The organism is Leptothrix mechoopdaensis (SeqCode), from assembly GCF_053893855.1.
Window position 1 is genome coordinate 2,610,008 of record NZ_CM132699.1, and the last position, 24,371, is coordinate 2,634,378.

General features: G+C 69.1%; 19 protein-coding genes and 1 pseudogene. 2 read left to right on the forward strand and 18 right to left on the reverse strand.

Annotated features, from left to right (window positions below):
- Nucleotides 1-19: 19 nt before the first annotated feature.
- From truA to ACWA7K_RS11435, 9 genes are all read right to left on the reverse strand, one after another.
- Complete coding sequence (gene truA / locus ACWA7K_RS11395) at nucleotides 20-826, reverse strand: tRNA pseudouridine(38-40) synthase TruA (protein ID WP_456168606.1); 807 nt, start codon at nucleotides 824-826, stop codon at nucleotides 20-22.
- 53 nt (nucleotides 827-879) lie between these two features.
- The gene (locus ACWA7K_RS11400) at nucleotides 880-3,576 is read right to left on the reverse strand and encodes a FimV/HubP family polar landmark protein (RefSeq protein WP_456210112.1); all 2,697 of its coding nucleotides are present in this window, start codon (nucleotides 3,574-3,576) and stop codon (nucleotides 880-882) included.
- 363 nt (nucleotides 3,577-3,939) lie between these two features.
- Nucleotides 3,940-5,067: an aspartate-semialdehyde dehydrogenase gene (gene asd, locus ACWA7K_RS11405; protein ID WP_456168612.1), complete on the reverse strand. Its 1,128-nt coding sequence runs from the start codon at nucleotides 5,065-5,067 to the stop codon at nucleotides 3,940-3,942.
- A 93-nt stretch (nucleotides 5,068-5,160) separates the two neighbouring features.
- Nucleotides 5,161-6,273 carry a 3-isopropylmalate dehydrogenase gene (leuB, locus tag ACWA7K_RS11410; RefSeq protein WP_456168614.1) on the reverse strand — a complete coding sequence of 371 codons (1,113 nt, stop codon included), beginning with the start codon at nucleotides 6,271-6,273 and terminating at the stop codon, nucleotides 5,161-5,163.
- Between the two features lie 45 nt (nucleotides 6,274-6,318).
- Complete coding sequence (leuD, locus tag ACWA7K_RS11415; RefSeq protein ID WP_456168616.1) at nucleotides 6,319-6,966, reverse strand: 3-isopropylmalate dehydratase small subunit; 648 nt, start codon at nucleotides 6,964-6,966, stop codon at nucleotides 6,319-6,321.
- A gap of 18 nt (nucleotides 6,967-6,984) precedes the next feature.
- The gene (gene leuC / locus ACWA7K_RS11420; protein ID WP_456168618.1) at nucleotides 6,985-8,409 is read right to left on the reverse strand and encodes a 3-isopropylmalate dehydratase large subunit; all 1,425 of its coding nucleotides are present in this window, start codon (nucleotides 8,407-8,409) and stop codon (nucleotides 6,985-6,987) included.
- 20 nt (nucleotides 8,410-8,429) lie between these two features.
- A complete protein-coding gene (locus tag ACWA7K_RS11425) occupies nucleotides 8,430-9,374 on the reverse strand; it encodes a LysR family transcriptional regulator (protein WP_456168620.1) in 945 nt (314 codons plus the stop codon).
- A gap of 133 nt (nucleotides 9,375-9,507) precedes the next feature.
- Nucleotides 9,508-10,731 (reverse strand): hypothetical protein, encoded by a 1,224-nt coding sequence (locus ACWA7K_RS11430; protein ID WP_456168622.1) that lies wholly within the window; start codon nucleotides 10,729-10,731, stop codon nucleotides 9,508-9,510.
- A 62-nt stretch (nucleotides 10,732-10,793) separates the two neighbouring features.
- Nucleotides 10,794-11,576 carry a GntR family transcriptional regulator gene (locus ACWA7K_RS11435; RefSeq protein WP_456168624.1) on the reverse strand — a complete coding sequence of 261 codons (783 nt, stop codon included), beginning with the start codon at nucleotides 11,574-11,576 and terminating at the stop codon, nucleotides 10,794-10,796.
- A 77-nt stretch (nucleotides 11,577-11,653) separates the two neighbouring features.
- Here ACWA7K_RS11435 and ACWA7K_RS11440 point away from each other — a divergent pair, with 77 nt between their 5' ends.
- Complete coding sequence (locus tag ACWA7K_RS11440; protein ID WP_456168626.1) at nucleotides 11,654-12,706, forward strand: aromatic ring-hydroxylating dioxygenase subunit alpha; 1,053 nt, start codon at nucleotides 11,654-11,656, stop codon at nucleotides 12,704-12,706.
- Between the two features lie 56 nt (nucleotides 12,707-12,762).
- Nucleotides 12,763-13,041 (forward strand): annotated as a pseudogene (locus ACWA7K_RS11445) (2Fe-2S iron-sulfur cluster-binding protein); the annotation flags it as partial.
- 83 nt (nucleotides 13,042-13,124) lie between these two features.
- On the opposite strand, the gene ACWA7K_RS11450 reads toward ACWA7K_RS11445, so the two are convergent.
- The 9 genes from ACWA7K_RS11450 to ACWA7K_RS11490 form a co-directional block, all read right to left on the reverse strand.
- The gene (locus ACWA7K_RS11450; RefSeq protein WP_456168628.1) at nucleotides 13,125-13,607 is read right to left on the reverse strand and encodes a hypothetical protein; all 483 of its coding nucleotides are present in this window, start codon (nucleotides 13,605-13,607) and stop codon (nucleotides 13,125-13,127) included.
- Nucleotides 13,608-13,619: 12 nt separating this feature from the next.
- Nucleotides 13,620-14,756 carry an ImmA/IrrE family metallo-endopeptidase gene (locus ACWA7K_RS11455; RefSeq protein WP_456168630.1) on the reverse strand — a complete coding sequence of 379 codons (1,137 nt, stop codon included), beginning with the start codon at nucleotides 14,754-14,756 and terminating at the stop codon, nucleotides 13,620-13,622.
- Between the two features lie 152 nt (nucleotides 14,757-14,908).
- On the reverse strand, nucleotides 14,909-16,267 hold the full coding sequence (locus ACWA7K_RS11460) for a methyl-accepting chemotaxis protein (protein WP_456161513.1): 1,359 nt from the start codon (nucleotides 16,265-16,267) through the stop codon (nucleotides 14,909-14,911).
- Between the two features lie 42 nt (nucleotides 16,268-16,309).
- Complete coding sequence (locus ACWA7K_RS11465) at nucleotides 16,310-17,023, reverse strand: RNA polymerase sigma factor FliA (protein WP_456161514.1); 714 nt, start codon at nucleotides 17,021-17,023, stop codon at nucleotides 16,310-16,312.
- A gap of 14 nt (nucleotides 17,024-17,037) precedes the next feature.
- The gene (locus tag ACWA7K_RS11470) at nucleotides 17,038-17,907 is read right to left on the reverse strand and encodes a flagellar biosynthesis protein (protein WP_456161515.1); all 870 of its coding nucleotides are present in this window, start codon (nucleotides 17,905-17,907) and stop codon (nucleotides 17,038-17,040) included.
- Nucleotides 17,908-17,914: 7 nt separating this feature from the next.
- Entirely contained in the window at nucleotides 17,915-19,609 is a 1,695-nt protein-coding gene (gene flhF, locus ACWA7K_RS11475) for a flagellar biosynthesis protein FlhF (protein WP_456161517.1), read from the reverse strand.
- A gap of 70 nt (nucleotides 19,610-19,679) precedes the next feature.
- A complete protein-coding gene (flhA, locus tag ACWA7K_RS11480; RefSeq protein ID WP_456168780.1) occupies nucleotides 19,680-21,710 on the reverse strand; it encodes a flagellar biosynthesis protein FlhA in 2,031 nt (676 codons plus the stop codon).
- A 77-nt stretch (nucleotides 21,711-21,787) separates the two neighbouring features.
- Nucleotides 21,788-22,936, reverse strand: coding sequence for a flagellar biosynthesis protein FlhB (gene flhB / locus ACWA7K_RS11485; protein WP_456161519.1), 1,149 nt, complete (start codon nucleotides 22,934-22,936; stop codon nucleotides 21,788-21,790).
- Between the two features lie 125 nt (nucleotides 22,937-23,061).
- Complete coding sequence (locus ACWA7K_RS11490; protein WP_456161521.1) at nucleotides 23,062-24,330, reverse strand: HD-GYP domain-containing protein; 1,269 nt, start codon at nucleotides 24,328-24,330, stop codon at nucleotides 23,062-23,064.
- Nucleotides 24,331-24,371: the final 41 nt, after the last annotated feature.

The window sequence follows — 24,371 nt, forward strand, 5'->3', positions numbered from 1 at the left end:
GCAAGCGGCGGCAGGCGGGTCAGAAGGACAGCACGGCGGTGTCCGCCGGCAAGGCATCGAAGGGCGGCGTGCGCTCGGGCAGGCCGAACCCGGCATCGTATCGCGGGCCCAGGAAATGCAACCCGTCGGGCATGAAGGTCGGCGCAGCGAGCTTGCGGTCGCGCGAGGCCAGCACGTCGGCCAGCCAGCCCGGTTCGCGCCGCCCGCTGGCCACCATGATCAGGCAGCCCATGATGTTGCGGACCATGTGGTGCAGGAAGGCCGAGCCCTCGAACTCCAGCCGCCAGATCGCGCCCTGGCGCCGGATCGTGATCTCGCGCAGCTGCTTGACCGGCGACAGCGCCTGGCACTCCGACGAGCGGAAGGCCGAGAAGTCGTGTTCGCCGATCAGCAGGTCGGCCGCCGCGCGCAGACGATGGCCGTCCAGCGGCCGGAAGGTCCAGCCGAGCCGGCCGGCCTCGATCGCGGGCCGCACCGGCGACTCCAGCAGCAGGTAGGCATAACGCCGGCCGCGCGCCCCGTTGCGCGCATGGAAGTGATCCGGCACGTGCCGGCACCACTGCACCGCGATGTCGTCAGGCAGGAAGGTGTTGGTGCCGCGGACCCAGGAGTAGTCCTCGCGCACGCGGTCGGTGTCGAGGTGGACGACTTGGTTGAGCGCGTGCACGCCCGCGTCGGTCCGGCCCGCGCAGACGGTGCGGACCTCACAAGCGGCGAAGCGGCCGAGGGCCGCTTCGAGCGCATCCTGCACCGTGCCACCGCCCGGCTGGCTCTGCCAGCCCTTGTAGGCGGTGCCCCGGTAGCTCAGGCCGAGCGCGACGCGCACGGCACCGAGCCCCTGGTCGGCATGGTCATCGCGGTGACGAGGTCATCGGCCGATCAACCCAGCTTGTCCAGCATGGCCTGGGCCTTGGCCCGCAGCGTGCCGTCGGCGTTGTCGATCACTTCCTGCAGCAGGTCGCGAGCGCCCTCGAAGTCGCCGATCTGGTTGAACTCCTCGGCCAGTTCCAGCTTGCGGGCCAGCGGGTCGGAACCGTCGTCGCCCACGCCACTGTCATAGGCCTCGACGTTCAGCGGGGCCGGGATCGAACCCGGGCGGCTCTGCGGCGCATCGAGGTCGAGCGACAGGTCGGCCAGGTCGATCGTCGGGCTCGGCGAGGCGGCCGGCTTGTTGCGCGGCACGTCATCGAGCTCGAAGTCCAGGCTGGCACTGCCCTGGAAGTCGCCCGTCGCCGGACGGCTGTCGAACGAGGACGGCGCACTGCCGAACGACGAGGGCACGCTCGGGAAGGTGTTCGACACCGACGTGCCGGGCCTCGGATCGTCCATCGCGGCCGGGACCGAGATGTCGAGGTCCACCGCCGCGCTGGGGGTGCCCAGCGGATCGGCGCTCAGGTCGAGGTCGGGCACGCTGTGCTCGAAGCGCGACGGCGACGGCACGATCGACTGCGGCATCGTGCTGGCGCCCAGCGGCTCGCCACCACCGGCTTCCGCCGTGCTGCCGATGCCCGGCGCACCGCCCGGCTCGTACAGCGGATTGTCCGGATCGATCGAGCGACCCAGCTCCTGCGCGCGGGTCCAGTCCTCGCCCTGACCGCCGGTCAGGCCGTAGAGCTCGCCGGCCAGCAGTTCATAGCCCTTGGTGTCGCGGCGCTTGGCGTAGACCTCCAGCAGCTTGGTGCGAATGGCGAGGCGATCCGGGTTGGCGCGCATCGCCTCCTTCAGGATCTCCTCGGCCTGCAGGTCGCGGCCATACGCGAGGTAGACATCGGCCTCGGCGACCGGGTCGACATCGCCGATGGCATCGATCTGGCTGAGCGAGTAGCTCATCGACGACGGCGCACCCGAGGCGTCACGCGTGTCGACGCGCTGGCCACCGCTCGCACCGAAGAACGAGTCGGGCTGCAGGCGGCTCTCCAGGAAGGAGGTCACGCCGGCGTCTTCCTTGTTGCGACCGCGCAGGCGGTAGTAACCCAGACCGACCAGCAGCGCGATCACCACACCGGCGCCCGGCAGGACCCAGGGGTTCTCGGACAGGGTGTCGAGCAGCGACGGCTCCTCGGCCATCGGCGGGGCCGGCGGCGCAGCCGAAGCTGCAGCACTGGCGGCTTCGCCAACGCCGGACATCGCGGCGGAAGCCGCAGCCAGGGCGGCATCGGCGGCAGCGGACGACGAGGCGGCCGCCACGACGACCGGAGCGGACGCAGCCGTCGGCTCGGGTGCAGGAGCCGGCGCGGGCTCAGGCGCCTTGGCGACCGGCAGGGTCGGCGCGGGCAAGGCCGGTGCGGAGGCCACCGCAGGCGTCGGTGCCGGCGCGGCGGCCGTCGACGCGGACGCGGCCTGCAGCTTCTTCAGGTCCTCGACGTTGCGGGCCAGTTCGCTGGCACGGGCACTCGCCTCCTTGGCGGCGCGGTCGGCGGCGATCTTGTCCTCGGGCGACACGGCGGGCGTCTTGCCGGCCACAGCCTTGCCCTTGTCGAGCTTGAGGCGATCCTGCTGGGCGGCCGCCGGCTGCTTCTGGTCCTGGACCTCGGCGGTGACCTTGCCACTGCCCTGTCGCGCCGGTGCGGCATCGCCAGCCGGGGCCGGGACGACGCTGGCCAGCTTCTGGCGGTAGGCGTTGAAGTCGGCGCTCTGGGCCACGATCACGCGACGGGCTTCCTGCGCGTCGATCGCGTTCAGCTGCTCGCCGGCCGGCACGTTCAGGATCACGCCCGAACGCAGGCGGTTCATGTTGTTGCCGACGAAGGCCTGCGGGTTGCCCTGGTAGAGGCCGACCAGCATCTGGTCGAGCGACACGCCGGAGGGCTGCACCTTGCGGGCGATCGACGACAGCGTGTCACCCGGGCGGACCTTGAGTTCGGTCGCGGCCACATCGGAAGCGGCCGGCGCGGGCGCGGCCGGTGCCTCGACCTTCTCGGGCTTCTCGGGCTTCTCAGCCTTGGCCTTGGACTTGCCACGAACGGCGAGGTCGCCCTTGCCCAGCGCAGCTGCGGGCGCGGTCGGAGCCGCCTCGACGGCCGGGGCGGGCGCAGGCTCCGCAGCCGGCGCCGCCGCCACGGCGGGTGCCGGGACAGGAGCGGGAACGGGTGCAGCGGCGACCGGCGCAGGCGCGGGAGCCGGAACCGGCGGAGCCGCTGCGACGGCGGGCGCCGGCGCGGAAGGTGCCTTCGCGGTGGCCGGCGGATCGAACAGCAGCGTGTATTCGCGCAGCAGACGGCCACTCGACCAGGACAGTTCGAGGATCACGTCGACGAACGGCTCCTGCACCGACTGATTGCTCGAGATCCGCAGGAAGGCGGAGCCGTCCGGCCGGCGCTGCAACGCGACGGACGTCTGCGGCAGCACCGGGTTGTAGTCGACACCGGCGATCCGGTAGGCATCCGGCGGTGCGATGCGCACGCGCAGGTTCGAAGCCTCTTCAGGCGTCAGGCTGGTGACGTCGATCTCGGCCCGCAGCCCTTCGCCGAGCGCGGATTGCACGGTCAGACGGCCCAGGCTCAGCGCCCATGCAGAAGGGCTGCCCGCGAGCAATGCGGTCAAGGCGACCGCGGCCGCCACCTGCTTCAGAGCCATGCGACCAGCGCCAGACATATCGGTTTTCAAGGCTTCTCCCATGCCCCAGCTTGGCTTGCGCACAAACCGACGCTTCAGGTCGAGCAAAAGTGCGTCAAACGAACGTAGTTTCAGGATTCAAGCGCCTCGGGACAGACCCTGGACAGACATCTCAAAAATCCTGAAAACACAATAACATCAAGAAGATACAAAGACAAGCTCATGCACTGCCTGATGTTCTGCAGGGTATCGAGGAATGTGCAGGTTGTTGTAACCGCCGTTGCCGGTCGACAACGACGGTTCTATCCCGTCCTGACACGGGTATCTCGCGGCCCGGTGCGCCGTTGCAGCGCCCGGGTATATCCGCGAGAGCAGGAACGCGCGTCAGGCGTCCAGCAGGATGCGCAGCATGCGGCGCAGCGGCTCGGCCGCGCCCCACAGCAGCTGGTCGCCGATCGTGAAGGCGCCGAGATACTCGGGGCCCATCGCCATCTTGCGCAGCCGGCCGACCGGAATCGTCAGCGTGCCGGTCACCGCCACCGGCGTCAGGTCACGGACGGTGGCCTCGCGGGTATTGGGCACCACCTTCACCCAGGCGTTGTCGGCGGCGATCATGGCCTCGATGTCGGCCAGCGGCACGTCGCGCTTGAGCTTGAAGGTCAGCGCCTGGCTGTGGCAGCGCATCGCGCCGATGCGCACGCAGAAGCCGTCGACCGGCACCGCGGGCGCACTGAAGCCTTCGCCCTGGCCCAGGATCTTGTTGGTCTCGGCCATGCCCTTCCACTCTTCGCGGGAGGTGCCGTTGCCCAGGTCCTTGTCGATCCACGGGATCAGCGAGCCGCCCAGCGGCACGCCGAAGTTGGCGGTCTCGGCATCGGTCAGCGAACGCTGCCTGGCGATGATCTTGCGATCGATCTCGAGGATGGCGCTCTTCGGATCGTCCAGCAGCGAACGCACTTCGCTGTTGAGCGTGCCGAACTGCGTCAGCAGCTCGCGCATGTGCTGCGCACCGCCGCCCGACGCCGCCTGGTAGGTCTGCGTGCTCATCCACTCGACCAGACCGGCCTTGTAGAGCGCGCCCACGCCCATCAGCATGCAGCTGACGGTGCAGTTGCCGCCGACCCAGTTGCGGCCGCCCTTGGCCAGCGCGTCCTTGATGACCGGCATGTTGACCGGGTCGAGGATGATGACGGCGTCGTCCTTCATCCGCAGCGTCGAGGCCGCGTCGATCCAGTGGCCGTTCCAGCCCGCCGCGCGCAGCTTCGGGAACACCTCGGAGGTGTAGTCGCCGCCTTGCGCCGTGATGATGATCTCGCAGCGCTTGAGCGCGTCGATGTCGAACGCGTCCTGCAGCTTCGTCTCGTTCTTCGCCATCGACGGGGCCGCGCCGCCGGCGTTGCTGGTCGAGAAGAACATCGGCTCGAACAGGTCGAAGTCGCCTTCGGCCTGCATGCGGTCCATCAAGACGGAGCCGACCATGCCGCGCCAGCCGACCAATCCTACGAGTGCCATGTGTATCGCCTTTCAGTGGTGTGTCCGGACCCCCGTGTTCCCCGGCTCGCTTCGCCGGGGTCCAGGTGTGGGGGCGAGACGATCCGGAGCTGACTAGCTCTTGGTAATCGTGGTGATGGTTTTGCCGCCGGTCTGTCCGACCAGGGCCGCGACGACCGCGTCACCCATCTCGCGCGTGCCGACCCGCTGCGTGCCTTCGGACCAGATGTCGCCGGTGCGCAGACCGGCGGACAGCACCGCACTGACGGCGGATTCGATCCGGTCGGCGGCTTCGGGCTGGTTGAGGGAGTAGCGGAGCATCATGGCAGCGGACAAGATTGTAGCCAGCGGGTTTGCAACACCCTGACCGGCGATGTCCGGCGCGCTGCCGTGGCTGGGTTCATACAGTCCCTGGTTGCGGTCGTTCAGCGAGGCCGACGGCAGCATGCCGATCGAGCCGGTCAGCATCGCCGCCTCGTCCGACAGGATGTCGCCGAACATGTTGCCGGTGACGACCACGTCGAACTTCTTCGGCGCCTTGACCAGCTGCATCGCCGCGTTGTCGACGTACATGTGGTCCAGCGCGACGTCCGGGTACTGCTGGCCGACCTCGATCATGATGTCCTTCCAGAACTGGAAGGTCTCGAGCACGTTGGCCTTGTCGACGCTGGTGACGCGCTTGTTGCGGCGGCGCGCGGCCTGGAAGGCGACGTGGGCGATGCGCTCGACCTCGGGGCGGCTGTAGCGCATCGTGTCGAAGGCTTCCTCGGCGCCCGGGAACAGGCCGTCGACGGCGGTGCGGCGGCCGCGCGGCTGGCCGAAGTAGATGTCGCCGGTCAGCTCGCGGATGATCAGGATGTCCAGCCCCGCGACCAGTTCCGGCTTCAGGCTCGACGCGTGGGTGAGCTGCTCGTAGCAGATCGCCGGACGGAAGTTGGCGAACAGGCCCAGGTTCTTGCGCAGGCCCAGGATGGCCTGCTCCGGCCGCAGCGCACGTTCGAGCTTGTCGTACTTCCAGTCGCCGACGGCGCCGAACAGCACCGCGTCGGCCGCCTTGGCCAGGTTCAGCGTCGACTCGGGCAGCGGGTGGCCATGCGCCTCGTAGGCGGCACCGCCGACCAGCGCGGTCTCCATCTCGAAGCTCAGGTCGAGCACGTTCAGGACCTTGACCGCCTCGGCGACGATCTCGGTGCCGATGCCGTCGCCCGGCAGGATGGCAATCTTCATGGGGATGCTTTCAGACGTTGAAGTGGGATGCGGGTGCCGCCGCGCTCACAGCGAGCGCTGCGCCAGCCAGGGCATGCGGGCCAGCCGCTCGGCCTCGTAGCTGCGGATCTTGTCGGCGTGGCGCAGGGTCAGGCCGATGTCGTCGTAGCCGTTGATCAGGCAGTACTTGCGGAAGGGCTGCACGTCGAAGGCGATCTCGGTGCCGTCGGGCTTGACCACCACCTGGCGCGGCAGGTCGATCGTCAGCTGGTAGCCGACGAAGCCGTGGACCTCGTCGAACAGCCGGGCCACGACCGACTCCGGCAGCACGATCGGCAGCAGGCCGTTCTTGAAGCAGTTGTTGAAGAAGATGTCGGCGTAGCTCGTCGCGATGATGGCGCGGAAGCCGTACTGCTCCAGCGCCCACGGCGCGTGTTCGCGGCTGGAGCCGCAGCCGAAGTTCTCGCGCGCCAGCAGCACCGAGGCGCCCTGGTAGCGCGACTGGTTCAGCACGAAGTCCGGGTTCGGCTTGCGGCTGGCCGGATCCTGGCCGGGCTCGCCCTTGTCCAGGTAGCGCCACTCGTCGAACAGGTTGGGGCCGAAGCCGGTGCGGGCGATCGACTTGAGGAACTGCTTGGGGATGATCGCGTCGGTGTCGACGTTGGCGCGGTCCATCGGGGCGACCAGGCCCTTGAGCACTGTGAAGGCTTGCATGTGGGTCCTCGCGGCGGATCAGGCGATGCGACGGATGTCGACGAAATGGCCGTTCATGGCGGCAGCGGCGGCCATCGCCGGGCTGACCAGGTGGGTGCGCCCACCGTTGCCCTGACGGCCCTCGAAGTTGCGGTTGCTGGTGGAGGCGCAACGCTCGCCCGGCTCCAGCCGGTCGGCGTTCATCGCCAGGCACATCGAACAACCCGGCTCGCGCCATTCGAAGCCGGCGGCGCGGAAGACCTCGTGCAGGCCTTCCGATTCGGCCTGCGCCTTGACCAGGCCCGAGCCCGGCACGACCAGCGCCAGCTTGACGTTGGACGCCACGCGCCCGCCGATGCGGCGCACGACGGCGGCGGCCTCGCGGATGTCCTCGATGCGGCTGTTGGTGCAAGAGCCGATGAAGACCTTGTCGATGCGCACGTCGGCAATCGCCTTGTTCGGCTCCAGCCCCATGTAGGTCAGCGCCCGCTCGATGGCCGAACGCTTGACGTCGTCCTTCTCCTTGTCGGGATCGGGCACGCGCTCGTCGATCGCCAGCACCATCTCCGGGCTGGTGCCCCAGGTGACCTGCGGGCGGATCTGGGCGGCGTCGAGCTCGACCACCGCGTCGAACACTGCATCGGCATCGCTGTGCAGCGTGCGCCAGTGGCTCACGGCCTGATCCCACTCGACGCCCTTGGGCGCGAACGGGCGGCCCTTGACGTAGGCCAGCGTGGTGTCGTCGACGGCGACCAGGCCGGCGCGTGCGCCCGCCTCGATCGCCATGTTGCAGACCGTCATGCGGCCTTCCATGCTGAGCGCGCGGATGGCGCTGCCGCCGAACTCGATCGTGTAGCCGGTGCCGCCGGCCGTGCCGATGCGGCCGATGATGGCCAGCACGATGTCCTTGGCGGTCAGGCCCGGCGAGAGTCGGCCCTCGACCTTGACCAGCATGTTCTTCGCCTTCTTGGCCAGCAGCGTCTGCGTGGCCATGACGTGCTCGACCTCGCTGGTGCCGATGCCGTGCGCCAGCGCGCCGAACGCGCCGTGCGTGCTGGTGTGGCTGTCACCGCAGACGACGGTCATGCCCGGCAGCGTCGCGCCGTTCTCGGGGCCGATGACGTGCACGATGCCCTGGCGCTGGTCCATGAACGGGAAATACGCCGCCGCGCCGAACTCGCGGATGTTGCTGTCCAGCGTCTGGATCTGCAGCTTGCTGATCGGGTCGGCGATGCCGTCGTAGCCCAGCTCCCAGCCGGTGGTCGGCGTGTTGTGGTCGGCCGTGGCGACCACCGAGCTGACGCGCCAGACCTTGCGGCCGGCCAGCCGCAGCCCTTCGAAGGCCTGCGGGCTGGTCACCTCATGGACCAGGTGGCGGTCGATGTACAGCACGGCAGTGCCGTCTTCCTCGGTGTGGACGACGTGTTCGTCCCACAGCTTGTCGTAGAGGGTGCGTCCGGTCATGGCGACTCCAGTCGGGCGGTTCAGGGGGCGGGGGATGAAGGGGATGGGGACACGTTGCCGGCGGGCCCGGACGGCGTCGGCGCGCCCTGGCACAGCAGGTCGACGAAGCGGCGCGTGACGACGGGCAGGACTTCCTGCGCGCGCACCGCGATCAGGTAGTCGCGGCGCGCCCACGGCTCGTCGAGCGCGACCAGCCCGATCGCGCACGAGCGCGACAGCCGCTGCGCGACACCGGTCGGGATGATCGCCACGCCCAGGCCGGCGGCGACCAGCTGCGCGATGGCGTCGAAGCCGCGCACCTGCAGCCGCGCCTTCAGGCTGCGGCCCTGCGCGGCGGCCTCGGCCAGGATGATGTCCTGCGCCGCTGCACCGACATGCAGGCCGACGAAGTCGACGTCGAGCAGTTCGGCCAGCTTCAGCGCCGTGCGGCGCGCCAGCGGGTGGGCCTTCGGCGCGATCACGGTCAGCTCGCCGTGGCGGTACAGGCGGGTCTGCAGGCCGCTCTCGATCACCGGCGGCACGAAGATGCCGACGTCGGCCTGGCCTTGCAGCACCGCGCGCTGCACCTGCGTGCTGGTCTCGTCCTCCAGGCTGACCTGCACGCCCGGATGGGCCTGCGAGAAGGCGGCCAGATCGGGTGGCAGGCATTCGGCGATGGCCGACGAGTTCGCCACCACCCGCAGCGTGCCGCGCAGGCCGTGGGCGTATTCGGCCACCTCGTCCTCCAGCGCGTTCAGGCTGGCGTGCAGCGAGCGGACGTGGCGCACCAGCGCCTGGCCCGCCGAGGTCGGCTCGATGCCGCGCGCGCGGCGCTCGAACAGCTGCACGCCCAGGCGCGACTCCAGGTCGCTCAGGCGCTTGCTCGCCGCGGCCAGCGCGAGATGCTCGCGCTGCGCGCCGCGGGTGATGCTGCGGGTTTCGGCGATGGCCAGCACGAGGTTGAGCGTGACGAGATCGAAGCGCATGGAAGGCTGTCCGGGACCCCGGTCAGCGGCGGGACGTCATCGTCGCACGCAGGCACCGCCGGGCCCATCGGGGGTCGGCAATTGTGCCTTCGCGCGGCGCGAAGGCTCGAAAACCTGATGGCCGTGGACGGATTCAGTCGGCCGGCTTCGGCGGCGGCGACGACGGCTCGGCGTGCCGGTCGGCCACCAGCAGCCCGAGCGCACCCAGGCAGCCGACCGCCCCGCCGATCAGCGCGGTGGTGTGGAAGCTGCCGAACTGGGCGCCGAGCGCGAACACGGCCGAGGCCAGCAGGTCGCCGAACAGCTTCTGGATCGCCAGCAGCGCGCCGGCCGTGCCCGGGCGTTCGTGCAGCAGGTCCTGCAGGTAGGTGATCTGCAGGCTGAAGATCAGCGCCCCGGTCGCGCCGCCCATGAAGGTCAGGCCCCAGACCAGCGGCGACGCCGCCGCGCCCTGCAGCAGCACCAGGTGCAGGCTGTAGAGCAGCCCGCCGGCCACCAGCAGGCGCGAGCGGCTGAAGCCGCGCCCCCACATCGGCAGCGTCAGCATCACCGGCACTTCCCAGCCCGCGACGATGCCCATGTAGAGCGCCGAATCGCCCGGGTTGCGCTCCGGCGTGGCCGCGAAGATCAGCGGCAGCAGCGAGGTGTAGAGCATCGGCACCGAGCTGACCGAGCCCATCATCGCCAGCCGCACCATCACCGGCTTGCGCAGGATCTCGCGGAAGGCCTGCCCCCAGTTGAGGCCCGACGGCGCGTCCTCCCAGTGCGTCTCGCCGTCGCGCGGCCAGCGCAGCACCAGCGCCAGCGTGGTCGCCGCGCTGACGGCGAAGGCGCCCCAGTAGACGTGCAGCAGCGCACCGCCGCCGCCGAGGAACAGCTTCCAGACCAGCATCGCCAGCAGGAAGGTCAGCGACATGCAGGCCCGCAGCGCCGACAGCACCGCCGTGCGCGCCTCCGGCCGGTGCGACAGCGCCAGCCGCGCCAGCGCGTAGTACTGGCCGGCCAGCGCCGCCGTCACCGGCACGGCGAAGCCGTGGCAGAACACGAAGGTGACCGGCCCGGGCGCCACCACCATCAGGCCGAGGCCGAAGGTGCCGACCGACGAGGTCAGGATCGCCAGCATCCGCCGGTTCGCATGCCGGTCGCCCAGCATGCCCAGCAGCACCGAGGCCGTCACCGCCACCGCCGAGGCCAGCACCAGCACGCCCGAGTAGGCCGACGGCGACAGGCCGAACTGCTGGATCGCCATCAGCGACTGGAACGGGTGGACCGATGCCGCGTAGGCGCCCAGGAAGAGCAGCGACAGCGCGGCGACCGGCAGCGCCGGGGTCAGCAGGATCAGCGAGAGGTAGGACATGCAGGCGACGGGTTCGGGGCAGGTGGCGCTACGGCGACGAAGGCCGGCAGTCTCGTCGATCCTCAGCCCGGCGGTGCCGGCGGCGCGAAACGCCCGCCGATCAGCGGACCGGCTTCGAGCCCGAGGTGGCGGCCGTAGCGGAAGCCGACCCAGGCGTGTTCGCGCATCAGCATCTCGACCCGCGCCGACTCGCGCAGCGCCAGCGCCTCGACCACCAGCTGGTGCTGCAGCTGGGCGTGCTGGAGCTTGCGGAACTCGCGGTCGAGCGCCTGCGGGTCGATCACGATCGAGTCGGCCGAGGCAAACGGCAGGTGGTCGTTGCGCGCGATGGCGTCGGCGATGACGCGGCTGGCGCCCGACTCGACCAGCGTGCGGTGGAAACGCTCGTTCAGCGCGCTCCAGCGGCCGATGTCCTCGGGCACCAGCCGGCCCTTGGCGAGCACCGCCTCGCCCTCGTCCAGGCAGGCCTGCAGCACGGCCAGCTCGTCGGCGGTGGCGCCACGTTCGGCCAGGTGGCGGGCGGCCAGGCCTTCGAGCACGCCGCGGACCTCGATCGCGCAGCGCACGTCCGCTTCCGAGATCGCCCGCACCGCATAGCCGCGCGCGCCGGCCTTCTCCAGCAGGCCCTCCTGCTCCAGCGTGCGGAAGGCCAGCCGCACCGGCGTGCGCGACACGCCCAGCGCCTGCGCGACCGGGATCTCGGCCACGCGCAGGCCGGGCGGGTAGTCGCCGTTGATGATCTTCTGGCGCAGCGCGGCGACCACGGTCGGGGTGTCGGATGACGGCGCGTCGGGCGAAGGCAGCGAAGAAGGCAAGTCCGGCATATCGCGGTCGATTGGATCCATCGGGTCTTCCTTCTTTGACATTCGTGACCTTGACCGCTCTAATTCAACCACGATTGGATCCAATCCAGGAGAGAAGGATGTTCATCCGGAACACGTGGTACGTGGCCGCCAGCGCCGACGAGATCGACGGCCAGCCGCTCGGCCGGATGGTCTGCGGCGAGCGCATCGTCTTCCACCGGGGCGCGCAGGGGCAGCCGGTGGCGCTGGAGGACTGGTGCCCGCACCGGGGCGCGCCGCTGTCGCTGGGCCGCGTCGTCGATGGCCTGCTGGTCTGCGGCTACCACGGCCTGACGATGGGTTGCGACGGCCGCACCGTCGCGATGCCGGGCCAGCGCGTGCGCGGCTTCCCGGCCTGCCGCACCTACCCGGTGGTCGAGCGCCACGGCTTCATCTGGGTCTGGCCCGGCGACGCGGCGCAGGCCGACGCGGCGCTGATCCCCGAGCTGGCCTGGGCCAGCGACCCGGCCTGGCGCTACGGCGGCGGGATGTACCACGTGCGCTGCGACCACCGGCTGATGATCGACAACCTGATGGACCTGACACACGAGACCTACGTGCACGCCGGCAGCATCGGCCAGCCCGAGATCGACGAGACGCCGTGCCGGACGACGGTCGACGGCGACACCGCGACGACCGCCCGCTTCATGGACGGGATCCAAGCGCCGCCGTTCTGGCGCATGGCGATGCGCGCCCACGGCCTGGACGACAGCGCGCCGGTCGACCGCTGGCAGGTCTGCCACTTCAGCCCGCCCAGCCACGTGATGATCGAGGTCGGCGTCGCGCTGGCCGGCCAGGGCGGGCGCGCGGCGCCGCTGGCGCAACGCGCGTCGGCCATCGTGGTCGACTTCATCACGCCCGAGACCGAGACCAGCATCTGGTACTTCTGGGGCATGGCGCGCAACTTCCGGCCCGACGACGAGGCGCTGACCGCGCAGATCCGCGAAGGCCAGCGCAAGATCTTCGGCGAGGACCTGGAGATGCTCGAACGCCAGCAGGCCAACCTGCTGAGATGGCCCGAGCGCGAGATGCTCAAGCTCAACATCGACGCCGGCGGCGTGCACGCGCGCAAGGTGATCGCGCGGCGGGTCGAGGCGGAACTCGTGGCCAGGTTGCCGGGGGTGACGCCATGACGCCCTCACCTTCCCGCCCCGCCGACAACGCCGTTGCACCCGAGACGGCCGGCTCGGCTGACCCGTCAGGCCGCTTCGAGGTCGAGCTCGCCAGCTCGGGCCGCGTCATCCCGATCGCGGCGGACGTGACCGTGCTGCAGGCGCTGCGCGCGGCCGGTGTCGACCTGCCCAGCTCCTGCGAACAGGGCATCTGCGGCACCTGCCTGACATCCGTGCTGGCGGGCATCCCCGATCACCGGGACCAGTACCTGGTGCCCGAGGAACAGGCCGCCAACGACTGCTTCCTGCCGTGTTGCTCGCGCTCGAAGACGGCGCGGCTGGTGATCGATCTCTGATCGATCCTAGCCAGCGGCGGCACACGACGAATACAAAAGAGCCCGCCGATGGCGGGCTCTTAAAGGACGGGCTAAGCGGTTGGTTACGCCGCCTTGGCATCGTCGTCAGGGCTGTTAATACGCCACTGCACGTCGTCGTTGAAGTCCATTTCCATGATGATTGGTTCTTCCGATCCGTTGACCCTGTTCCAGTGCATCACATCGAAAGTTAGTTGCACCGCGTCGCCAACCATTTGCTCACGGCGCTGTTGGAACGATCGGTGGGCGATCTTGCGCGGGGCGTCGTCAATGTCGGTCCAGAGCGTGGTCTGTTGACTGCCTTGCCACGTCGTGACGGCAAGATTCACACGATACGGCTTGCCTGTGACTTCATCGCGTCGCACCTCTTCACGTGCCGCAGCCGAGAACTGTTCCGCCAATCGATCCAACGCAGTTTTGGGCTTTGGCAGCGGCCAGCCCATGTTCGCCGCGTACTTGGCGACATCGTGCATGTCAACGGAGGTATGGCCAGTAGCCTCCTTGTAACGCTTAATGATGGCGTGCATTTCTTGTGCCTTCGTTGCCACGACAACCTCCGCTTAAAAATCAATCGAGGCAACATTGCCCCACCCATCGGCAACCGCCCCCGGTGTCACGATTGATCGGATCTTGACCAAGTGGCTTGTGAAGCGGTTGTACTGCCCAGTTCTCCGGCGTAACTGGCCTGCGACTAGCCCCGGATGAATCTTGAGAGTTGCGGCCACGCCAAGGATGTCGCGGTCAGCAAAAGTGGGCGCCTTGCGAGCGATGAAGCTGTCCATCGTCTTTTTGGGCACGCAGAACTCTGCTGCCGCACTGTTGGCGAAGAACTCTTCCTCGGAGACCGCTTCGTCTGACTTTGCGCCTTCGATATCGGTGTCGATGGTAATTTCAGACTTGCCGTGCTGCCGCAGGACATGTTCGAGTTCGTGTCGCAGCACGAACCAGAAGTTGTCGATTCGGTCAAAGCGCATCGAAAGCCCGATCACCGGTGCATTCTCATTGAGCCACAAGCAAACACCATCGATCTTTGCGGATGGCAGTGACTCAACGATCACGAACCTAATGCCGCACTCAGCCAAGATTCGAGGCACTTTTCGGGCCTCCTCGGCTGCAGCGAGCAAGGGTTTCAGCAGTTCAACCGCCCGCAGCCCACTAGCATGCGTGTAGTTTGAGACGAGCATATTTGCGGCGAGTTGCTTGACCCGGTACAGCCACGCTAGCTGAACAGGTGTCGCGTCCGCCGACACAGCTGTACGCTTTGCGGCGTGGGGCATTATCTCGATCTCTTCAACGCTATCGACCCCGAAGAAGGTGGACAAAGCCTTCTCAACCGCTGGCATGTCACGCACGTCTGAGGCATCCAACCAGCCTCGCTTGATCATTTCCGATACAGGCAGGCCGCCGAAGAGGTGCGCGCGGGTGGCGCGCTTTGGATTGGGGCGAGCGACAAGTCGAGCCTTTGCCAAGTCGAAGTCGCGCTGCAGTGCCAAAAACCGACCGGCCTCTACGCCGAACACCTCTTCAAGCGAGATCGCGATCTCTGGAGTGACTGCCTTCTTGTCGGTAATCAGCTTGCTGACGCCGGTCTCATCTGCTTCAAGGACTACAGCTAGAACGCGGTTAGTCCAGCCCCTCTCCTCGAGGAGGGCGGCGATCAGTTGCCCCGGGGTTCTAAACTGCGTGTCGGATTCCATGTTTGCGATTCTATGCCAACTTGCAAAAAATCGCAAACTCTCATTCTTTGGGCTGGCCGCGCTAGGCGCAAGCGGCGGGATCAGCCTGATCGTTGTGGATCAAGGGGCGTTTGCCTCGTCGAGAAATGCGACCTTGATCGAACCTTGATCGTTCAGAACTTGAACGCCAGCCGCAGCCCGCCCCAGTGGCGGCCGCCGACCTGGATCGGCGCGCTGGCCTCCTTCATCAGCACGTACTGGCCGCCGCCCATGTCGCGGCGGTAGGTCTGCAGCAGGAACGGTCGCTGGTTGCGGCCCGAGGCCAGGCCGGTGCGGTCGTTGAAGATGCGGCGGTAGCGGCTGTTGGCGGTGTCCCAGGCCAGGTCGCCGCGCTGCGGGTGGCAGTACTTGCGGTTGTGGGTCGCGACATAGCCGTTGCGGTCGGTCGCGATGCAGAACACGACCTTGTCGCTCCAGCCCAGCATCGGCTCCTGGATCGCCGGCAGCAGCTCGTCGCTCAGCGTCGTGTGGCGCGCGACATGCTGGGCCGGGTTGGTGCCCGCGATCGGCTGGTAGTGCTCGTCGAACAGGTCGGCCATCGAGATGCGGCCCTGCGCGACGGCCTGCTCGAAGGCGGCCGAGACCCGCGCCGCCGCGTCCTGCACGGCCCGGATGTAGGGCGTGTCGACGGTCTCGATGCCACTGCCGGCGAGGTCGTCGATCAGGCTCTCGGACAGCTTCAGGAACTGGTCGCTGCAACCCATCGCCGAGTCCAGGTTGATCATCGCGGCCTGCATCTCGTCACCCAGCCGGTGGGTCTGGTCGCTGACGGCGGCACAGGTGCTGCGGCTGTGGACCGCCGCCTCGTCGATGCGGGCGACACCCGCCTCGACCTGCGCGAACGCGAGGTGGATGCCGCGGGTCGGCTTGCGGTCGGCCTCGACGCGGATGTCCTGCGAGAAGGTCTCGATGCGCTCGTCCAGTTGCTTGAGCGTGCCCATGATGGTCTTGGAGGACGACTCGACGCGGCCGGCCAGGTCCTTGACCGCATCGGCGACGACGCCGAAGCCGCGTCCGGCATCTCCGGCGCGCTTGGCCTCGACCGAGGCGTTGAAGGCGACCAGCCGGGTCTGCAAGGCGATCTGCGTGATGTCGCCGGCGGCATCGGACACCTGCTTGAGCACGTTGACGATGCCGGCCACCTCGTCGGCGACCTGGCGGGCGACCTGGCGGGCGTTGGCGACGGCGGTCAGGCTGGCCTGGGTGGCGCCGCCGATGGCTTCCTGCGACGACTGCACGGCTTCGAGCTGGCGGTTCAGCTCGCTCAGCGCCTCGACCTGGCGGACGACGACCTTCTGGGTGTCCTCGATCGCGCCGCGCGCCTGCGCCGCGTCGCGGCCGATCTGCGAGGCCTGGCCGGACAGCCGGCCGATCAGTTCGGGTTCGAGCGTCGGCATCGCGGGCTCGACCGGCAGGCTGGCGATCGGGTCGTTCGAGGCGCCACGCGGGCGCCCGCGGAGAAAGGCCAGCATCGGCAAGCTCCTGTGAGGGGTTCGTTCAGGCCCTGGGCGAGTTCACCAGGCGCGCAGCTTGGCGCGCAGACGGGCAATCGACTGGCTGTGCAGCTGGCAGACACGCGACTCGGTGACGCCCAGCACGGCGGCGATCTCCTTGAGGTTCATGTCCTGCTCGTAGTACATGCTCATGACGTACTGCTCGCGCTCGGGCAGGTTCTTGATCGCGTCCACCAGCGCCTGGCGCATCCGGTGGTCGTTGAGCTGCGACAGCGGGTCGCCGCTCTCGTCGGCCACGTGGCGGTCGAGGTAGTCGTTGTCGCCGTCGTCGCCGCCGATGTCTTCCAGGTAGATCAGCTGGGTGCCGCGCACCTTGTTGAGCAGGTCCTGGTATTCGGCCAGCGTGACGCCCATCTCCTTGGCGATCTCGCTTTCCTGCGGCGTGCGGCCCAGGCGCTGTTCGAGGCGGTGCACGGCACCCTCGATGTCGCGCTGGTGCTTGCGGTTGCCGCGGCTCATCCAGTCGGCGCCGCGCAGCTCGTCGAGCATGGCGCCGCGGATGCGCTGGGTGGCGAAGGTCTCGAACTGCACGCCCTGGCCGCTGTCGAAGCGGCTCAGCGCATCGGTCAGGCCGATCATGCCGACCTGGATCAGGTCGTCGATCTCGACGTTGGCCGGCAGCTTGGCAATCATCTGGTGGGCCAGTCGACGCACCAGCGGGCTGTACTGCTTGAGCAGCGCGTTGACGTCGAGTTGTCCCTTGGCGGTGTACATGTGGGTCTCCGCGATCAGCTGATCGACAGGCGGGGGGCGGGCAGCGCGCTGCGCAGGCCGGCGTGTTCATGCTCGCTGGCCATCAGCACGGCGGCCGATTGGAGTGAGGCCTCGACCAGCGCCATCAGGCCGCGCGTGGGCACGGCGGTCGGCGGCTCGGCCGGGTCGACCCGCACGCAGCTGTGCTGCACGCCGCCGAGGAACATGTCGGCGCAGTGCGACAGGCGGTCGGCGACGGCCTGGGCACGCGGCGACTCGGGCGGCGCGCACAGCAGCAGGTCGTGGCTGAGCCAGTCGGCGCGCTGGGCAAACACCTTCATCGCGGCGTAGGCATGGGTCATGGCATCGGGCTGGTCGTCGCACAGGACGATCGGGCGGGGCCGGCTCAGGCCCTCGTCGCCACGGCCGAACAGGCGCGCGATCTCGACCGCGCTGGCGTGCACCAGCACGACCTGCGACTGCGGCGCGGCATCGACCACGGCATCGAGGAAGCCGCGGGTCGATCCCCGGCTGTCGACCCAGCGCACCGGCAGGCCACGGGCAGCCAGGTAATGGACACGGGCGGACAGCGGCTCGATGCCCTCGGCCAGATCGAAGCTCGACAGCTCCTCGGGCGGCGCACCGCGCTCGGAGGCGTCGACCAGCAGCGTGTCCAGCTCCATCAGCTCCAGCGCGCTGCACAGGCGTTCGATCAGCACGCCGCCGTGGGCGACGAAGGGGTTGGAGACGACCGGAATGAACCGCAGCGAGCGCTGCGAGAACAGCCGGCGCAGGCCGTCGGCCTGGTCGGCCGGCTGGGTGCGACGGAAGCTCGGCTGGCCGAGCAGCGTGTCGATCGACGGCGGAGCAGCGGGCTTGGACTTGCTGGCCATGGTGCGCGGCATCCCGGGTTCAGGCCTCGCTGCGGCCACTGCGGCCGGCGGACGGCGTGGCAGCGGCCGAGCGGCTGCTGCGACGCGGCGCGGGCGGCGCCGGCGGCGTGGCGAACAGCAGGTTGACGTCGTTGGCATCGAGGCGCCAGGCCTGCGTGCCGCTGTTGCGCAGCGCGCGCTGCATCAGCGCATGGGCGGTCAGGCGGTGCCAGTCTTCCGGCACGCGCTGGCCGTTGGCGACGGCCACGACCTTCAGGCGATGGCGGATCAGCGCGTCCAGCGCCGGGCCGAGCTTGACGGCCTCGTCGACCTTGGACAGCACGATGCCCTTGGCCTGGGTCGCCTTGTAGGCCAGCAGCACGTCCTCGATGGTCTCGCCCTGCGCGGCGGCGTTGACCACCAGCAGGCGCTTGATCGAGCGGTGCGACAGCATCTCCAGCAGCTCGCGGGTGCGCGAGTCGCGCTGGGCCAGGCCGGCGGTGTCGATCAGCACCATCTTCTTGGACGACAGCAGGTCGAGCAGGTCTTCCAGCGCGACACGGTCATGCGCGGTGTGGACCGGCACGCCAAGGATGCGGCCGTAGGCGCGCAGCTGTTCGTGGGCGCCCAGACGATAGGCGTCCAGCGTGATCAGGCCGAGGTTGGCCGCGCCGTGGCGGGTCGCGAAGGCGGCGGCCAGCTTGGCCGTCGAAGTGGTCTTGCCCACGCCGGTCGAGCCGACCAGCGCGAACACGCCGCCCTGGTCCTCGATGGCCGGATCGGCCTCGCCGGTGACCAGGTTGCGTTCGAGGATCTCGGTGGCCCAGGCGGTCTCGTCGGCCACCTCGTCACCGAGGCCGTCGACCAGCTTGCGGATCAGCGCGGGCGAGAAGCCGCAGTCGATCAGGCGGGCCGTCAGCTGGGCCTGCTTCGGGCTCTTCTGCAGGCGCTCCATGAAGGCCAGCGCGCCGAAGCGTTCCTCGATCAGGCCCTTCATCGCGCGCAGCTCGCTCATCATGGCGTGATCGGCTGCGCCGCTGCGGCTGGCGCTGCCGCCACGACGGTCGCTGCCGTGCAGCGCGTCGAGTTCGGCCGGCGTGGTCAGGCCGCTGCCGATGTCGGTGTCCTGCAGCGGCTGGACCGGCCGGCTGCGGCGCGACGGAGCGGCCGCCTGCGGGGCGTGGGCAGGGGCCTGCGCGGCCTGGCGGGCGGTCGTGGCCGACTGCGGCGACACCAGCTCGGCATAGGTCGGCAGATGGCCGGCCGGCGCGTCGCGCTGGGCCAGCCGCTGCTCGATCGCCTCGGGCGACACGGGCACCGGCTTCATCGTCTGGGCGCGCAGCTCGGCCTGGCGCTTCTTGAGCATGCGCTCGCGCACATAGTCCTGGAACGACAGCGTGCTCATCGCGAGCTGGCCGACGTCGTCCTGCACCGGCTGTTCTGGACGCTGCTGCGGCACCTGCTGGGCGGCACGGTCACGCAGCGAGCTGCGGGCCTGGCTGGCAGGGGCCGGGGCAGCGGCGCGCGGAGCCAGCGGCGCCGGGCGGGTCACGCCAGCGGCGACACCTTCACCGAAACGCTCGATCTGCTCGACGCTCTCGGGCGGCATGGCCAGGATCTCGACGCCTTCGGTGCAGGGCTTGGTCGACAGCACCACGGCGTTGTCGCCGAAGGCCTGACGGACCTTCTGCATCGCCTCGCGTGAGTTGCGACCGACGAAACGCTTGACGTTCATGCTGCCTCCTGCCGGGCCGATGCGATGGCCATGTCACGGGCGGTTGGCAGACCGATGGATGCGGGGTGGGTCATGCGTTCGCTCCGATGATCGAGCCGATGCGGATCGAGTGGGTGTCTGGGATCTCGCTGTGCCCCAGCACGCGCAGCCGGGGGGCGGCGCGCTTGAGCAGTCGTGCCACCGGCGAGCGGATCGAGTCCGGCACCAGCAGGCAGGCCGGGTGGCCGAGGTCTTCCTGGCGGCGCGCCGCATCGGCGGCACCGCGCGACAGGTGGTCGGCGACGCCCGGATCGAGCACCGCGCCGTGCGGAGAGTTGAGGGCCTGCGACAGCAGGCGCTCCAGCTCCGGCTCGATGGCGATGACGTCCAGCTCGCGCTGGCTGCCGTAGATCTGCTGCACGATGGCCGGGGCCAGCGCGATGCGCAGGCGGCGGGCCAGCTCGGCCGGGTCGGCGATCTGGCTGGCGTGTTCGGCCAGCGCCTCGATGATCGAGCGCATGTCGCGGATGTGCACGCCCTCTTCCAGCAGCAGCTGGAGGACCTTTTGCAGGGGGGCGATGGCGATCATCTTGGGAACCACGTCTTCGATCAGTTTGGGTGCCAGCTTGGTCACATGCTCGACCAGTGCCTGGGTCTCGGTGCGGCCCAGCAGACGGGCCGCGTGCATTTGCATCAAGTGTGAGAGATGGGTCGCCACGACGGTCGAGGAATCAACCACCGTGTATCCCGCCATTTGGGCGCTTTCGCGCTGGCGGTCATCGATCCAGGTGGCCGGCAATCCGAAGGCAGGATCGGTCGTCGTCGAGCCCTGCAGCGCCAGCGTGGCGTGGCCCGGGTTGATGGCCAGGTGCATGCCGGGGAAGGCCTCGCCCTCGCCGATCACCGCGCCACGCAGCGTGATGCGGTACATGCTGGGCTTGAGTTCGAGGTTGTCGCGGATGTGCACGGCCGGCGGCAGGAAGCCGACCTCCTGCGCGAATTTCTTGCGCACGCCGCGGATGCGGTTGAGCAGGTCGCCGCCACGGCCCTTGTCGACCAGCGCGATCAGGCGGTAGCCGACCTCCATGCCCAGCGTGTCGACCGGCTGGAGATCGTCCCAGCTGGCCTCGGCGTTCGGGTTGGCGGCGGCCGGTGCGGGCTCGGCCGGCGGCGGTTCGGCCTTCTTGCGTTCGGCCTCCTTGAACATCCAGCGCGACAGCAGGGCCAGGCCGCCGCCGATCAGCAGGAAGACCACGTGCGGCATGCCCGGGATGACGCCCAGCAGGCCGATCACGCCGGCCACGATGGCCACCGAATGCGGCGAGCGGAACATCTGGCCGACGATCTGCGTGCCGACGTCCTGGTCCTTGCCCACGCGCGAGACGACCATCGCCGAGGCGACCGAGATCAGCAGCGCCGGGATCTGCGCGACCAGCGCGTCACCGACCGCCAGCAGGATGTAGCTGCTGGCCGCCTCGCCGGCACCCAGGCCGTGCTGGGCCATGCCGATGATGAAGCCGCCGATGATGTTGATGAACAGGATCAGGATGCCGGCGATGGCGTCGCCGCGCACGAACTTGCTGGCACCGTCCATGGAGCCGAAGAACTCGGCCTCTTCCTGGACCTCGACGCGGCGGCGCTTGGCCTCCTTCTCGTCGATGTTGCCGGCGTTCAGGTCGGCATCGATCGCCATCTGCTTGCCGGGCATCGCGTCCAGCGTGAAGCGCGCGCCGACCTCGGCGATGCGCTCGGCGCCCTTGGTGATGACGACGAAGTTGATGACCACCAGGATCGCGAAGACGATCAGGCCGACCGCGAAGTTGCCGCCGATCAGGAAGTGGCCGAAGCTCTCGATCACCGCGCCGGCCGCGCCCGGGCCGGTGTGGCCTTCCATCAGCACGACCCGGCTGGACGCGACGTTCAGCGACAGCCGCAGCAGCGTGGTCAGCAGCAGCACCGTCGGGAAGGCCGCGAAGTCCAGCGGCTTGATCATGTAGGACGCCACCAGCATCACCATCAACGCGGTGGCGATGTTGAAGGTGAAGAACAAGTCGAGCGCGAAGGCCGGCAGCGGCAGCACCATCATCGCCAGCACGAGGATGATCAGCAGCGGCGCGGCCATGCCCTTGATGGCGGCCGTGTTGGCACCGAAGGCCCGCTGCAGCGGGGCCAGGAAAGGCAGGGCGTTGTCGAGCTTCATCAGGCTTGGACAGTCTTGACGTGATGGGGATCGAGCTCAGGCGGCACGGCGATGGCGGGCAGGTCGGACGGCCAGGGCGCCCGGCCGGCCAGCGCGGCACGCAGCTGGAACACGTGGGCCAGCACCTGGGCCACGGCGCTGTAGAGCGCGTACGGGATCTCGCGGTCGAGTTCTCCGTGGGCGTACAGCGCACGCGCCAGCGGCGGGGCCTGCAGCACCGGCACCTTGGCCTCGCGGGCGATGTCGCGGATCTTCATGGCCATCAGGTCGGCACCCTTGGCGACGATGCGCGGGGCGGCCTGCTTGCCGTCCTCGTACTTCAGCGCGACGGCGTAGTGGGTCGGGTTCATCACGACCAGGTCGGCGCTGGGCACGGCGGCCAGCATCCGGCGACGCGAGACCTCGCGCATGCGCTGGCGCAGACGGCCCTTCAGCTCGGGGCTGCCTTCCTGCTGCTTGTGCTCTTCCTTGACCTCCTGCAGGCTCATCTTGAGCTGCGACTGGTGCAGGTGGCGCTGCAGCGGCACGTCGATCGCGGCGAACACGGCCAGCACCAGCAGCAGCAGCCACAGGCCCGAGGCGATGCGGTCACCGGCCGCCGCGAAGGCCGCCGGCAGCGGCATGGCCTGGGTCAGCGCGAAGTCCTCCAGGTGGTTCCAGAGGTAGCTCGCCCCGACGATGCCCAGCACCAGCGCCAGCAGGCAGGCCTTGAGCATGTCGCCGAACTGGGCCTTCGAGAAGATGCGGCCCAGCCCCGCCAGCGGGTTCAGCTTGGAGAACTTGGGCGCCAGCGGCTGGAGGGTGAAGTTCCAGCCGCCCGAGACGACCGCAGCGGCCAGCGCCACCAGCGCGGTGACACCGCCGAGGCCGAAGCCCATCAGCAGCGTCGGGCCGAACATCTGCCCGAGGCGCTCCTGCATCAGGCGCGGCTGCACGACCGAGTTGACGTCGAAGCGCAGGCCGGCGGCCATCAGGTCGCGCAGGAAGTGCGTCATCGACGGCGCACCCAGCAGCACCAGCGACAGTCCGGCGGCGATCACGGCGAAGTGCCCCAGGTCGCGCGAACGGGCGACCTGGCCTTCTTCGCGGGCCTGTTTCAGGCGCCGCTCGGTTGCTGGCAGTTGTTTGTCTTGTGCGCTGTCGGCCATGAACGGTCCACTCCGGGTACCGACCGATTGTTCTCAGCGCAACGGAAAACTTGAGGGCGATAAGCGCCGTGAAAGTGGCGCTTTAGCGAGCTCCTGGCGGGCCCGGACGGCTGTGCCGTCGACCGTCAGCGACGCGGCAGGGCGCCGTCCAGCCACAGGTCGGCCAGCATCTCGGCCTTCCAGCGTTCGGCCGGCTCGACGCCGGTGATGCGGTCGGTGCCACGTGCCAGGTCGATGGTCTCGGGCGGGATCGGCAGGTCCGACTTGCTGGAGAAGAACACCTTGACGCGCGGCATCAGCAGCGAGGCATCGTTCTGTTCCAGCACCACGCCGATGCGGCCCGATTCGAGCCGGACCACCGTGCCGACCGGGTAGATGCCCACCGTCTTGACGAAGGCCTGGAAGATCGCCGGGTCGAAATGGCCCTTCCACTGCGCCATCTGGCGGACCGCCTCGCCCGGGTCCCAGGCGCCCTTGTAGGGCCGCACCGAGGTCACCGCGTCATAGACGTCGCAGACCGAGCCCATGCGCGCATGCACGCTGATCTGCTGAGCCTTGAGGCTCTTCGGATAGCCCGAGCCGTCGACCTTCTCGTGGTGGTGCAGGCAGACGTCCAGCACCATCGACGGCGGCGTGCCGGCGGCCACCAGCATCTCGTGGCCCCAGACCGGGTGCATCTTCATGATGCGGAACTCGTCGTCGGTCAGGCGGCCGTTCTTGTTGAGGATCGCCAGCGGGATGCGGGCCTTGCCCATGTCGTGCAGCAGGCCGGACAGACCGGCGATGCGCACGTCCTCGTCGGACAGCTTGAGGGTGCGCGCCAGCGCGACCATCAACGTGCAGACGGCGACCGAGTGGAGGTAGGTGTATTCGTCCTGGGTCTTGAGCCGCACCAGGCTGCTGAGCGCGGCCTGGTTGCGCGTGACCGATCCGATGATGTCGTCGACCAGCGGCATGCAGCCGTCGACCTGCAGCACGCGGCCCATGCGGGCGTCGGCGTAGAGGCTCTCGACCTGCTGCTTGGCCAGGTCGACGATGCGGGCCGCACGGCCGTATTCGTCGGCCGGACGGCAAGGCGCCAGCGATTCGGGCTCCGGCCGCACGGCCGGCCGCAGCACCTGGGGCGGCAGCTGGATCGGCGCCTCGGCGACCTCTTCCAGTTCGCGCTCGACCTGCACGGCGACCTCGTCCGCGGTCAGGCCGCCGTCGACGTCATGGCCGCGATCGGTGTCAATCCAGACCTCGCCGATGCCGCACTCGCGGACCCGGCGCAGGTCCTCGGGATCCTGCAGCAGGAACTTCTTGCGCCAGAAGGGGTGGTCCATCCAGGAGCCGCACAGCTCGTGGAGGAACATGCCCAGGCGCAGCTGGTCGACGGGGATACGCTTGAGCATCGGCGGGGGATGGGTGCGGCGGCGGACGGCAGGCTCGGGAC

Coding starts and splice junctions, on each gene's coding strand:
- ACWA7K_RS11400 (WP_456210112.1), bottom strand. CDS start 3,576: ATGGCTCTGAAGCAGGTGGCGGCCGCGGTCGCCTTGACCGCATTGCTC.
- asd (WP_456168612.1), bottom strand. CDS start 5,067: ATGGCACTCGTAGGATTGGTCGGCTGGCGCGGCATGGTCGGCTCCGTC.
- leuB (WP_456168614.1), bottom strand. CDS start 6,273: ATGAAGATTGCCATCCTGCCGGGCGACGGCATCGGCACCGAGATCGTC.
- leuD (WP_456168616.1), bottom strand. CDS start 6,966: ATGCAAGCCTTCACAGTGCTCAAGGGCCTGGTCGCCCCGATGGACCGC.
- leuC (WP_456168618.1), bottom strand. CDS start 8,409: ATGACCGGACGCACCCTCTACGACAAGCTGTGGGACGAACACGTCGTC.
- ACWA7K_RS11425 (WP_456168620.1), bottom strand. CDS start 9,374: ATGCGCTTCGATCTCGTCACGCTCAACCTCGTGCTGGCCATCGCCGAA.
- ACWA7K_RS11430 (WP_456168622.1), bottom strand. CDS start 10,731: ATGTCCTACCTCTCGCTGATCCTGCTGACCCCGGCGCTGCCGGTCGCC.
- ACWA7K_RS11435 (WP_456168624.1), bottom strand. CDS start 11,576: ATGGATCCAATCGACCGCGATATGCCGGACTTGCCTTCTTCGCTGCCT.
- ACWA7K_RS11440 (WP_456168626.1), top strand. CDS start 11,654: ATGTTCATCCGGAACACGTGGTACGTGGCCGCCAGCGCCGACGAGATC.
- ACWA7K_RS11455 (WP_456168630.1), bottom strand. CDS start 14,756: ATGGAATCCGACACGCAGTTTAGAACCCCGGGGCAACTGATCGCCGCC.
- ACWA7K_RS11460 (WP_456161513.1), bottom strand. CDS start 16,267: ATGCTGGCCTTTCTCCGCGGGCGCCCGCGTGGCGCCTCGAACGACCCG.
- ACWA7K_RS11465 (WP_456161514.1), bottom strand. CDS start 17,023: ATGTACACCGCCAAGGGACAACTCGACGTCAACGCGCTGCTCAAGCAG.
- ACWA7K_RS11470 (WP_456161515.1), bottom strand. CDS start 17,907: ATGCCGCGCACCATGGCCAGCAAGTCCAAGCCCGCTGCTCCGCCGTCG.
- flhF (WP_456161517.1), bottom strand. CDS start 19,609: ATGAACGTCAAGCGTTTCGTCGGTCGCAACTCACGCGAGGCGATGCAG.
- flhA (WP_456168780.1), bottom strand. CDS start 21,710: ATGGCCGCGCCGCTGCTGATCATCCTCGTGCTGGCGATGATGGTGCTG.
- flhB (WP_456161519.1), bottom strand. CDS start 22,936: ATGGCCGACAGCGCACAAGACAAACAACTGCCAGCAACCGAGCGGCGC.
- ACWA7K_RS11490 (WP_456161521.1), bottom strand. CDS start 24,330: ATGCTCAAGCGTATCCCCGTCGACCAGCTGCGCCTGGGCATGTTCCTC.